At 67.0% G+C, this 11,862-nt stretch carries 12 protein-coding genes; 6 read left to right on the plus strand and 6 right to left on the minus strand.

Going from position 1 to position 11,862, the window contains the following annotated elements:
• Positions 1–39 precede the first annotated feature (39 nt).
• From ACZI8W_RS19620 to ACZI8W_RS19635, 4 genes are read right to left on the minus strand one after another with little or no spacing between them, the layout of a single operon-like run.
• Positions 40–663 carry a TetR/AcrR family transcriptional regulator gene (locus ACZI8W_RS19620; RefSeq protein ID WP_463370176.1) on the minus strand — a complete coding sequence of 208 codons (624 nt, stop codon included), beginning with the start codon at positions 661–663 and terminating at the stop codon, positions 40–42.
• A 35-nt stretch (positions 664–698) separates the two neighbouring features.
• On the minus strand, positions 699–1,460 hold the full coding sequence (locus tag ACZI8W_RS19625; RefSeq protein WP_054717099.1) for a 3-hydroxyacyl-CoA dehydrogenase: 762 nt from the start codon (positions 1,458–1,460) through the stop codon (positions 699–701).
• A gap of 28 nt (positions 1,461–1,488) precedes the next feature.
• Entirely contained in the window at positions 1,489–2,682 is a 1,194-nt protein-coding gene (locus ACZI8W_RS19630) for a thiolase family protein (protein ID WP_463370177.1), read from the minus strand.
• A gap of 28 nt (positions 2,683–2,710) precedes the next feature.
• On the minus strand, positions 2,711–3,511 hold the full coding sequence (locus ACZI8W_RS19635) for a crotonase/enoyl-CoA hydratase family protein (protein WP_463370178.1): 801 nt from the start codon (positions 3,509–3,511) through the stop codon (positions 2,711–2,713).
• A 162-nt stretch (positions 3,512–3,673) separates the two neighbouring features.
• Here ACZI8W_RS19635 and ACZI8W_RS19640 point away from each other — a divergent pair, with 162 nt between their 5' ends.
• Both ACZI8W_RS19640 and ACZI8W_RS19645 read left to right on the plus strand, forming a co-directional pair.
• The gene (locus tag ACZI8W_RS19640) at positions 3,674–4,645 is read left to right on the plus strand and encodes an NADPH:quinone oxidoreductase family protein (RefSeq protein ID WP_463370240.1); all 972 of its coding nucleotides are present in this window, start codon (positions 3,674–3,676) and stop codon (positions 4,643–4,645) included.
• 16 nt (positions 4,646–4,661) lie between these two features.
• On the plus strand, positions 4,662–5,456 hold the full coding sequence (locus ACZI8W_RS19645) for an enoyl-CoA hydratase (RefSeq protein ID WP_463370179.1): 795 nt from the start codon (positions 4,662–4,664) through the stop codon (positions 5,454–5,456).
• Between the two features lie 24 nt (positions 5,457–5,480).
• Here ACZI8W_RS19645 and ACZI8W_RS19650 read toward each other — a convergent pair whose 3' ends face one another.
• On the minus strand, positions 5,481–6,125 hold the full coding sequence (locus tag ACZI8W_RS19650; RefSeq protein WP_463370180.1) for a TetR/AcrR family transcriptional regulator: 645 nt from the start codon (positions 6,123–6,125) through the stop codon (positions 5,481–5,483).
• 85 nt (positions 6,126–6,210) lie between these two features.
• Positions 6,211–7,224, minus strand: coding sequence for a LacI family DNA-binding transcriptional regulator (locus ACZI8W_RS19655; RefSeq protein WP_463370181.1), 1,014 nt, complete (start codon positions 7,222–7,224; stop codon positions 6,211–6,213).
• Positions 7,225–7,329: 105 nt separating this feature from the next.
• Here ACZI8W_RS19655 and ACZI8W_RS19660 point away from each other — a divergent pair, with 105 nt between their 5' ends.
• Genes ACZI8W_RS19660 through ACZI8W_RS19675 form a run of 4 tightly spaced genes read left to right on the plus strand, consistent with a single transcriptional unit; the run spans position 7,330 to position 11,858 of the window.
• Positions 7,330–8,685: an MFS transporter gene (locus ACZI8W_RS19660; RefSeq protein WP_463370182.1), complete on the plus strand. Its 1,356-nt coding sequence runs from the start codon at positions 7,330–7,332 to the stop codon at positions 8,683–8,685.
• A complete protein-coding gene (aroQ, locus tag ACZI8W_RS19665) occupies positions 8,685–9,155 on the plus strand; it encodes a type II 3-dehydroquinate dehydratase (protein WP_463370183.1) in 471 nt (156 codons plus the stop codon). The genes ACZI8W_RS19660 and aroQ overlap by 1 nt, the downstream gene beginning before the upstream one ends.
• The gene (locus ACZI8W_RS19670; RefSeq protein WP_463370184.1) at positions 9,142–10,008 is read left to right on the plus strand and encodes a shikimate dehydrogenase; all 867 of its coding nucleotides are present in this window, start codon (positions 9,142–9,144) and stop codon (positions 10,006–10,008) included. Before aroQ ends, ACZI8W_RS19670 begins: the two co-directional genes overlap by 14 nt.
• Positions 10,008–11,858: a sugar phosphate isomerase/epimerase and 4-hydroxyphenylpyruvate domain-containing protein gene (locus tag ACZI8W_RS19675; RefSeq protein WP_463370185.1), complete on the plus strand. Its 1,851-nt coding sequence runs from the start codon at positions 10,008–10,010 to the stop codon at positions 11,856–11,858. The genes ACZI8W_RS19670 and ACZI8W_RS19675 overlap by 1 nt, the downstream gene beginning before the upstream one ends.
• Positions 11,859–11,862: the final 4 nt, after the last annotated feature.

Here is an 11,862-nt window from a genome sequence, read left to right on the forward strand (position 1 = left end):
AGATCTCCTCGCAGTGAGATATTCAGGGCAGTGAGACGTTCAGGTGGTGGCGTGGAAGCCCACGATGCGCAGGGCGATCACGATGTAACGGTCGGCGACCTGCGCCGGGGTGAGCGGTCCGTCGAGTTGGTACCAGCGGGCGATGGACTGGAGCATGCCGAGCATCGCCCGAACGGTCTCCTCCGCATCGTCGACATCGAAGACCCCCGCCTCAGCGCCCTCACGGACGAGGTCGAGCATGATGAGTTCGAGGCGTTTCCGTGTCGCAGCATAGGTGCGGCGGTTCTCGACGGAGACGTGCCGCAGTTCGGAATCCAACCCGGACCGCATGGCGCGGAACGTCATGTTGAGCACGATCGCTTCGACGGCGTTGGAGAATCTGGCGACCGGGTCGGCGCCGCCGTCCGCGACCGCGGCCAGGACACGGTCGATGAGGTCGAGGACGGCGGCGTCGAGCAGGGTGACGAGAACGGCTTCCTTGTTCTCGAAGTGGTAATAGAGCGCAGGTACTGTCACGCCGACCCGACGGGCGAGATCGCGCACAGTGGTGCCGTGGAAGCCGTTCTCGCTGAAGGCTTCCAACGCGTTCTCGAGGATGGGGTCGAGCCGCAACGGTTCAAAAACCCGCCACTCCGTGAAGCGCGTCTCGGGCTGCGCGGTCATCGTCCCCCTCCTCTCGCGTGTGCGTGCTGCGGTGCCTAGCGCGGTGCCATACGGATGGCACCGTCGAGGCGGATGACCTCGCCGTTGAGCATCGGGTTCGACACGATGTGCGCGGCCAGCGCACCGTACTCGGCGGGATCACCGAGCCGCGCGGGGTGCGGAACCTGCTGACCGAGCGATGCCTGTGCCTCTTCCGGTAGCGAACCCAGCAGCGGGGTCTTGAACAGGCCCGGAGCGATGGTCACGACACGGATGAGCAGCGACGCGAGATCGCGGGCGATCGGCAGGGTCATGCCGACGACGCCACCCTTGGACGCGGAGTACGCCGCCTGACCGATCTGGCCGTCGAACGCGGCGACGGAGGCGGTGTTGATGATGACGCCGCGCTCGCCGTCGACGGGCTCGGTCTTGGAGATGCGCTCGGCCGCCAGGCGGATCACGTTGAACGTGCCGATCAGGTTGACGTCGATGACCTTCTTGAAGCCATCGAGCGGGAACGCACCCTTCTTGCTGACGGTCTTGACTGCGTTGCCGATGCCGGCGCAGTTCACCGCGACACGCAGTGGCCCGAGAGACTCGGCGAGGTCGAGAGCCGCGACGACGGCTGCCTCGTCGGTGACGTCGGCCGGCGCGAAGCGTGCACGGTCGCCGAGTTCCTTGGCGACGGCTTCACCGTTGGAAGAGGGGAGGTCGATGATGACGACGGTGGCACCGTCTGCGATCAGCGCCTTGGTGGTGGCGAGGCCGAGACCCGAGGCGCCTCCGGTGACGACGGCAACGCTGTCATTGACGATCATTGAATATCCTTCCGAATGGTGTTGTGTGTCAGATACGTTCGATGATGGTGGCATTGGCCATGCCTGCGCCCTCACACATCGTCTGCAGACCGTAGCGGCCACCGGTTGCTTCGAGGTGGTTGACGAGCGTGCTCAGCAGGCGGGTACCCGACGAGCCGAGCGCATGGCCGAGCGCGATGGCGCCGCCCCACGGGTTGAGCTTGGCCGGGTCGGCGCCGAACTCGTGCGCCCATGCGAGCGGCACAGGAGCGAACGCCTCGTTGACCTCGTATGCGTCGATGTCGTCGATGCTCAGGCCCGCCTTCGCGAGAACCTTCTTGGTGGCCGGAATCGGCGCGGTGAGCATGAAGACCGGGTCGTCGCCGGCGACGGAGAACGAGTGGAAACGGGCACGCGGGGTGAGGCCGAGCTTGCTCGCGAGCTCCTCGCTCATGATCAGCGCCGCGGAGGCACCGTCGGTCAGCGGCGACGAGTTGCCGGGGGTGATGATCCACTGCGCCTCGGGGAAGCGGGCAGCGTATTCCTCGGTGTAGAACGAGGGCTTCAGACCGGCGAGTCCTTCTGCGGTGGTGGCGGCACGCACGGTCTCGTCCGCCGTGTGCACCGCCTGCCCGCCTGCCGCGTCGGTGACCTCGATCGGGACGATCTCCTTGTCGAAGTGGCCGGCAGCGATGGCAGCCGCGGCGCGCTGATGCGACTGCGCGGAGAACGCGTCGAGTGCCTCGCGGTCGAACTTCCACTTCGCCGAGATCAGTTCGGCGGAGATGCCCTGGTTGACCAGACCCTCCGGGTAGCGGGCGCGGATACTCGGGCCGTGGGTGTCCTTGCCCATCGACGAGGTGCCCATCGGGATGCGGCTCATGGATTCGACGCCGCACGCGATGACCATGTCGTAAGCCCCGGCGATGACACCCTGCGCCGCGAAATGGGCGGCCTGCTGGCTCGAACCGCACTGTCGGTCGATGGTGGTGGCGGGCACCGATTCGGGGAAACCTGCCGCGAGCAGCGCGGTGCGGGAGATGTTGAGAGCCTGTTCGGAGGCCTGGTTGACACATCCGCCGATGACGTCGTCGACCTGGGCGGGGTCGATGCCGTTGCGTTCGACGAGCGAGCGCAACACGTGCGCGAGCAGTTCGACGGGATGGGTACCCGACAATGCGCCGCCGGGCTTGCCTTTGCCGACCGCGGTGCGGACGACATCGACGATGACTGCGTTGGTCATGATTGCTCCTGAGGTGTCGAGGGTTCGGTCAGCGGCCCTTCCACACGGGCTGCCGCTTCTGGGCGAACGCGGTGGGGCCTTCGGTGGCGTCTTCGCTGCTGAAGACGACCTTCAGAGCTTCGGCGTTGGCGTTCCACGCCGCGTCTCCCCAGTCGGGGAGGTTCGCGGTGCGATGGATCATCGCCTTCGATTCGCGGACCGACAGCGGCGCGTTGGCGGCGATGGTCTCGGCGATATCGAGTGCGACGTCGAGGGCCGTGCCGGCGGGAGCGACCCGGTTGACCAGACCCAGTTCCTTACCCTGCACGGCGGAGATGGGCTCGCCGGTGAGTGCGAGCTCGAGAGCGATCTTGCGGGGGATCTGCTGCTGCAGGCGGATCACTCCACCGGCCGCGGCGAACAGGCCCCGCTTGACCTCGGGCAGTCCGAGCTTGGCTTCCTCGTCGACCACGGCGAGATCGCTGGCGAGGACGAGTTCGGTTCCGCCACCGAGCGCGAATCCGTTGACGGCCGCGATCGTGGGCTTGTCGATCCAGTGCTGTGCGTAGCCGGCGAAGCCCCATTCGGGGTGCCCCTCCGCAGAGGTGCTCTCCCCTGCCGCGAGGGCCTTGAGGTCTGCACCCGCGCAGAACGCACGCCCGGAGCCGGTGATCACGATGACGCGGACGTCGTCGTCGGTGGCTGCCTGTTCGAGCAGCGTGCCGACTGCCGTCGACAACGCGCCGTTGACCGCGTTGAGGGCCTTTGGCCGGTTGAGGGTGATGATCGCGACCCCACCGCGCTGTTCGTACAGTGCCGCGGGTTCGGTAGCGGTCGTGTCGTCGGCCATGCGTGCCCCTTCGGATCCAAATCTGACTTATCGATCGCTAAAGGAGTATCACGGAACGATCGCTCGGTCAAGGACTGACGCTATCTAGCGCCCGATCAGTTTCGTCTGGTAATGATTGCCAGGAGCGCGGAACTCGGATTCGACGACACGGCGGGAGAACCCATGCATGCTGCACATCTGACCGAGAACACCGGACCTGACGGTGTGCAGTCGGTCGAGATCCCGGAACCCACACCCGGTCCCGGTGATGTCGTCGTCGACCTGCATGCGGCCGGTGTCTCGTACCCCGATCTCCTCCAGACCAGCGCGGGCTACCAGGTGGTGCGTCCACTCCCCTGCGTCCTCGGGGCCGAAGGCGCCGGGATCGTCCGCTCCGCCCCCGAAGGCAGCGGGTTCGCCCCCGGCCAACGGGTCGCCGTACTCGCGCACGGCGGCGCGTGGCAACAGACGGTCGCCGTCGATCCGCGGTCGGTGTTCGCACTCCCGGACCACGTGTCGCTCACGGCCGCGGCCGGCATGCCACTGAACTACCTGACCGCTCACTTCGCCCTCGACGAACGCGCCCGCTACCGCACCGGCGAGACCGTGCTGGTGCACGGCGCCGCTGGTGGCGTCGGCGTCGCCGCGCTCAATGTCGCCGCGGCCCTGGGTCTCGAGACGATTGCCGTCGTGAGCACCGACGCGAAGGCCGACGTCGCCGAGGCCAACGGAGCGACCCACGTCATCCGTGTGGACGGATTCAAGGACAAGGCCCTCGAACTCACCGGCGGACGCGGCGTCGACATCGTCCTCGACCCCGTCGGTGGCGACCGGTTCACCGACAGCCTCCGCAGCCTCGCACCGGGTGGTCGCGCCGTGGTACTCGGTTTCACCGGCGGCGATATTCCCACTGTGAAGGTCAATCGTCTTCTGCTCAAGAACATCTCGGTGGTCGGCGCGGGTTGGGGCGAACACATCCGCATGCTTCCCGACTACCCCGCGCAGCAGTGGAAGACGCTCGGGCCCTTGCTGCAGTCGGGCGCGCTGCGGGTCCCCGAACCCACCGTATATCCCCTGACCGATGCCGCCGAGGCCTTGCGATCACTCGCAACCCGCTCTGCGGCAGGCAAAGTCGCGCTCTCACTTCAACCCTGAATCCGAAGGACGACACATGACCGAGAACCCGACCAACGATCTGCCCGGTGTCGACGTCGAGGTCGACGACGGCGTCCTGCGTGTGACGATCAACCGGCCGGCCCGCATGAACGCCGTGCAGGCGATCACGCTCACCGCCATCGGCGATGCCTTCGAGAAGTACACGGACGACGACTCCATCCGCGTCGCCATTCTCACCGGCACCGGCCGGGCGTTCTGCTCGGGTGCCGACATCGCCGGCCGCGACCTCTCTGCACCGCCGAGCAGTGAGACTCTCGATGCCGGGAACCGGGTCGCCGCGCTACTCCGCGCGTTCCCCCGGCCCGTCATCGGTGCAGTGAACGGTGCAGCAGCAGGAATCGGTGTGTCACTGGCACTGTCGTGCGATCTCACCGTCGCGAAGGAGTCCACCTATTTTCTCCTCGCGTTCACCAAGATCGGCCTGATGCCCGATGGGGGCGCCACTGCCCTCGTCGCCGCGTCGGTCGGGCGCGCCCGCGCACTGAAATTGGCGCTGCTCGCCGAACGGCTCCCCGCCCCCGAGGCACTCGCAGCAGGGCTCATCGCCGACACCTACCCCGACGACGAATTCGACAGCAGGGTCGAGGAACTCGCAAAGCGACTCGCGGACGGCCCGGCCCCCGCGTTCGCATACACCAAGACGGCCATCAACGACGCGACGCTCACCGAGCTCGACAACGCCTTCACCCGCGAGTGGGACGGGCAGATGAAGTTGCTCGCCGGCCCGGACTTCAAGGAAGGCGTCTCTGCGTTCCAGGAGAAGCGGCCCGCGAATTTCCGCGCGAACTGACCACGCAGGACGGCTGGAGCCCCGTCACGAAGCGGGCCGGGCTCCGACTGTCTTGAGCGCGATGACCACATACTTCTTCGCGACTTCCTGCGGGCTGAGCGTTCCCTCGGCGTGATACCAGCGAGGAATCGACTGACACATTCCGAGCAGGGCGCGGGTGGTCTCGGCGGGGTCGTCGACGTCGAACGCTCGCGCCGCGGTTCCCTCTTCGACGATCGTCCGCACGATCTCCTCGATCCCCTTACGCACCGCGCGGTAGCGCTGACGGTTGTCGGGGCTCAGGTACCGCGCCTCACTTTCGAGTGCGGCGAGGCGCGCGCGCATCGTCATCCGCAGCACGATCGCTTCGACGACATTGGACAGGCGCTGCACCGGGTCGGCGCCGCCCTCGGCGTCGGCAGCGTGCGAGCGCCAGAGCACCTCGCTCGTCGACAACTCGAGCAGCGCGATGAGCAGGCCCTCTTTGTTCTCGTGGTGGTAGTAGAGCGCCGGTACCGTGACGCCGACCCGTCGCGCGATCTCGCGCACCGACGTGCCGTGGAAACCGGTTTCGTAGAACGCGTCGAGACTCGCCGACAGGATCGGGGTGAGCTCCATCGGCGCGAGGGTCCGCCAGTCCGGCCCGACCTCCTCTTCCGCGGCGACTGTGTCGTCGGTGGGAGTCCCCATGAACGCATCCAACCTATCGATCGCTATACCCGGACCGCTCGAGGATACCTGTGCTGACGTGCGGGGCATGACAGGCTCGGGCACCTCACGCGGCGTGGCCTGTCGAGCCCCGGACCACCAGATGGGTCGGCAGCACGAGCGACGCGGACTCGGCGACACCTTCGTACACCTGCCTTCCCAGCATCTCGATCGCGCGCGCACCGGCGTCCTCGGTTCGTTCCGCCAGCGTCGTGAGGGCAGGTGTGCACAGATCGGAGCCGAACATGTTGTCGAATCCGACCACGCTCATCTGGTCGGGCACGGCGATGCCGCGTTCCCCGAGTCTGCGGAGCACACCGATAGCGAGCATGTCGTTGTGACACACCACCGCGGTGGCCCCGGCCGCGATGGCGGCGTCGGCAGCCGCGGGTCCGCCACCCAGGGTCGGCGCGTAGGGACCGAACCTGCGCGCCTGCATGCCGTGTTCCTGCGCCGCCGCCTGCAATCCTGCCCAGCGACGGGCACCCGACCACGATTCCGGCGGACCGCCCAGGACCAGTATCGATCGATGTCCGAGCGAAGCCAGATGGTCGACGATCTGCCTGGTACCCGACTCGTAGTCGGCGACCACGCAGGAGACGCCGCGCGTGGCCCGGTTGACGAGGGTGACGGCGTTGAGTTCGGCTGCCCTGCGCAATTCGTCGTCGGGTAGGCGCGATGCGGCCAGGACGAAGCCGTCGACGGCGGGGCCCAGCCGTCGCACCACCTGTTCCTCGGTCGTCGCACTCTCTTTGGTGTTGCCGAGGACGAGGGTTCGCCCTGCGGCGGTGGCCGCTTGTTCGGCGCCGTTGATCACGCCGGCGAAGTAGGGGTTCGTGATGTCGGGGACGAGCAGCGCGAAGGTGTTGGTTCGGCCCGATTCGAGAGCGCGCGCCATCGGGTTGGGGGTGTAGCCGAGTTCGGCAGCGACCCCCAGGACGTGCTCGCGAGTGCCGATGTTGACCCGGTCCGGGTTGGTGAACGCGCGCGAGACCGTGGACGCAGCCACACCTGCGGCACGGGCGACATCGGTGATGGTTGCTCGTTTACGCGGCGACACAGACCGGGGTTCGGGAGTCATAAGATCAGTATGGCAAAGAATGGCAAACGATTGCCGTGTGATGGCCACCACCTTTACCGTCGATTTCACCGACAATTGATGTAGCAATTCCCGAAGGGCTATCCCATGGCAGAAACGACCACCGTGCAGCGCACGCCGCGCAAGGCGGCTGTGGCGGCGTGGAGTGGCAGTGCTCTCGAGTACTACGACCTCGCGATCTACGGCACAGCTGCCGCACTCGTCTTCCCCACCATTTTCTTCCCCGAAGGCAACCAGGCCGCCGCTACCGTCGCCTCCCTCGCGACCTTCGGCGTTGCCTACGTCGCACGTCCGTTCGGATCGTTCCTGATGGGCCACATCGGCGACCGATTCGGGCGCAAGCAGATCCTCATCGGCACCCTCCTGCTGATGGGCGTCTCCACATTCCTCATCGGCTGCCTCCCGACCTACGATCAGATCGGCCTGGTCGCACCCGCGCTCCTGGTGGTGCTGAGACTCCTGCAGGGCCTCTCCGCGGCCGGCGAGCAGGCGGGCGCCAACTCGATGTCGTTCGAGCACGCCCCAGATGATCGTCGAGGGTTCTTCACCAGCTGGACCCTCAGCGGCACCCAGGGCGGACAGGTCCTCGCACCACTGGTGTTCCTGCCGGTCATCGCGGTGCTGTCGGACGAACAGCTGCACTCATGGGGCTGGCGCATCCCGTTCTGGATCAGCGCGGCACTCCTGGTCATCGGGTTCATCATCCGCCGCTCCCTCGACGAGACCCCCGAGTTCCACGCCGAGAAGAAGCAGGCCGAGGTGCCGCCCGCTCCGCTGGCTCTGCTGTTCCGCCATCACTGGCGCGGTGTGCTGCGCGTCTTCTTCGCGTCGTTCATCGCCATGGTCAACACCGTCTTCCAGGTCTTCGCGCTCAGCTTTGCCACCTCGGACGAATACGGCATCGGTATCAGCTCGACCACCATGCTGTGGCTCGCGATCATCGCAAACGTCATCGCGGTGGGCACGATCCCGCTCTGGGCGTCACTGTCCGACCGGGTCGGGCGCAAGCCGGTCTTCGTTTCCGGCCTGATCGGCACCGCGATCATGGCGACCGCGTTCCTGTACTCCATCTCCATCGGCAACGTTGCCTTCGTGTTGATCACCGGCATCCTGCTGGCCGGCGTCATCTACAGCATGCCCAATGCCTGCTGGCCCGCGACCTACGCCGAGTACTTCCCCACCAGCGTCCGACTCTCCGGCATGGCGATCGGTACCCAGTTCGGCTTCGCGCTCGCCGGATTCACCCCGGCCATCGCCGGTGCTCTGATGGGCGGCAATGCCGACAACTGGTACCGCGTGGTCCTGTTCGCTCTGGGTGCCGTCGTGATCTCGCTGATCGCGGTACTGTCCGGTCCGAAGGCCACCCACAAGGTGCTTACTCGCGACCTCGGGCAGGTCCGCAGCACTGACGCTGCCACCCGCATCCCGGCCGGAGTCGCATGATGACCGCCCGACCCATCCTGACCGTGCTGGGCGGCCCCAACCTCAACCTGCTCGGCACGCGCGAACCGGCGCTCTACGGTACCGCTACCCTCGCCGACATCGAAGGCCTCTGCGTCCGGGTCGCCGACGAACTCGGCTACGACCTCGACTTCCGCCAGTCCAACCACGAAGGCGATCTGATCGACTTCGTCCACGAGGTGCGCGAAACCACCTCCGGTTTCGTCGTCAACGCCGGTGCGTACACCCACACCTCGCTCGCCCTGCACGATGCGCTGGTCACCGTCGCCGCACCGATCGTCGAGGTCCACCTGACCAATGTCCATGCCCGCGAACCCTTCCGACACCACTCGTACGTCGCGCCCGTCGCGAAGGCCGTCATTGCCGGCTGCGGCGCCGCCGGCTACGAGTTCGCCATCCGTCGCCTCGCCTCGCTCGACATCAACCAGGAGATCCACCGTGTCCACCAGTAACACCGATCGCACCTCGTTCGTCCTCGGTCTCGTGGGTGCCGGAATCAGTGGGTCGCTCACCCCTGCCATGCAGGAGCGAGAAGGCCTCGAATCCGGCTTCAATCTGACCTACCGGCGACTCGACGCCGAAAAGATCAGGTTCGGCGCCGATGACCTTCCCGAACTCCTCTCCTGGGCACAGAATTTCGGATTCGACGGACTCAACATCACTCATCCGTTCAAACAGCGTGTGATCCCGCTCCTCGACGAACTCTCCGACGACGCCCGCGACCTCGGTGCAGTCAATACGGTCGTCGTCCGCGACGGCAGAACCCTCGGCCTCAACACCGATTGGTCGGGCTGGGGACGCGCGTTCCGCCGTCGGCTTCCCGGCGCTGTCACCGACACTGCCGTGCTCGTCGGCGCAGGCGGCGCCGGGGCCGCGGTGGGCTATGCCCTCCTGGATCAGGGCGCAGCACACGTATCGATCATCGATACCGACACGCAGAAGGCCAAAGACTGCGCGACCCGGCTGGCCGCACGCTTCGGCGACGAGCGCGTCGCCGCAACAGACGATCTCGACGGAGCCCTCCACGATGCGCAAGGGCTCGTCAACGCGACCCCGACCGGAATGACCGGGCATCCCGGACTACCCGTGCCCGCCGAACTCGTCCGCGAGGACATGTGGGTTTCCGACGTCGTCTACTTCCCGCTCGAGACCGAACTGATCCGGCTCGCGCGCTCGCGCGGGTGCCGTGTCGTACCCGGCGGCGGTATGGCGGTATTCCAGGCGGTCGGAGCGTTCGAATACTTCACCGGCCGCACGCCCGATGCCGAACGGATGGTGCGGCACTTCGAGGAGCTGACCCGCTGATGCCCAGCAGTCGAATCCGGAACGGCAGTCGCATCCGGAAGGGTATCGCGACCGTCTCGCTGTCCGGTGTGCTCGACGACAAGCTCGAGGCCATCGCCGACGCGGGTTTCGACGGTATCGAGATCTTCGACAACGATCTCATCGCGTCGCCGCTCACGCCCCGCGAGGTGGCCCGACGCTGCGCCGACCTGGGGCTGTCGATCGACCTGTTCCAGCCGGTACGCGACATCGAAGGCGTTGACCCCGAACGATTCTCCACGGTGCTGCACCGTGTGCGGCGCAAGCTGGAGGTGATGACGGAGCTCGGAGCCACCGTGTTCCTCGCCTGCTCCAACGCCCTGCCCGACGCCGTCGGCGACGCCGATCTGTCGTCCGAGCAGCTCCACGCCGTCGGAGAGCTCGCCGAGTCCTTCGGCGTCACCGTCTCATTCGAAGCGCTGGCGTGGGGACGACACATCGATAGGGTCGGCCAGGCATGGGCGGTCGTCGAACGCGCCGACCAGCCGGCGATCACCTTGGCCGTGGACACGTTCCACATGCTGGCAAGGGGCGACGACGGCACCGCGCTCGCCGGCATCCCCGGCGACCGGATCGGATTCCTGCAGGTCGCGGACGCACCCGTGCTGGACATGAACGTGCTCGAATGGAGCAGACATTTCCGATGCTTCCCGGGTCAGGGCACCCTCGACGTCGCAGGTGTCGTTGCCGCGGTACTCGAATCCGGGTACACCGGCCCGGTGTCGCTGGAAATCTTCAGCGACGTGGTCCGCGAGGCCGACCCGTTCGTGACCGCGCGCGACGCCATGCGGTCTCTGGTCTTCCTCGAAGATCAGCTCGGGGAACGCCTGGCCGGACCGGTGCGCGAGAAGATCTCCGTCGCTCCACCCGTACCGCTGCGCACCGATGTCGCGTTCGTCGAGTTGGCGGCACCGGACGGCTCCGCCTATGCCGAACTGCTGACGGGACTGGGATTCCACATCGCGGGGCGGCATCGCAGCAAGCCGGTGGTCCGGTGGCGTAACGGCGGCGCCGACGTGGTGCTCAACGAGCAACCGGCGCCCGGTCCGGCCGCGACCGCCCTGGGTCTCGTCGCACCACCGGTGTCCGACGTCGCGGAACGCGCCGCGGCTCTGCTGTGGCCCGCCGTCGACCGCACTCGAGGCGCCGGTGAGGCCGATCTGCCGGGCATCACGTCGCCGTCCGGGTTGCACGTGTTCGTCAGTTCGGAGCCCGGAGACGCCGACGACTGGCGCACGGATTTCGTTCCGTCCACCAATGCCGCGCAGGAGCACGGCTGGCTCGGACTCGACCACGTCGACATGACCATCCCTGCCGACGAGCTGAACCAGGAGCTGTCGTTCTTCCGCACCCTGTTCGGACTGGAGCCGGAAGCTCCCGAGGAATACATCCAGCCGCATGGACGGCTACGGATCCGCGCGCTCCGTGCCCGTAAGGGAAACCTCCGTGTCGCACTCAACGTCTCCGAAACCGGAGCGGCCGATTCGCGACAGCACGGCGTTTCGCGACAGCACGGTATTTCGCAACTGGCGTTCGCGACGGCCGACGTCGTCGCCGAAGTCCGCCGCGCGCGGTCGCGGGGTGTCGAGTTCCTGACACCACCGGAGAACTACTACGTCGACCTCGACGCGCGGTTCATCCTCGAGCCCGGATTGCTGGACACGCTGCGCGAGCACGGACTGCTGTACGACCGGGTCGGCGCCGGCGAACTGCTCCACGCCTACACGCTGCCTGTCCCCGGCGGGTTCCAGGTCGAACTGCTCGAGCGCCGCGGAGGGTACGACGGATACGGAGCGTCGAACACCCACGTCCGGCTGGCCGCGCCGCGCTGACAGC

The organism is Rhodococcus ruitaii, from assembly GCF_055230935.1.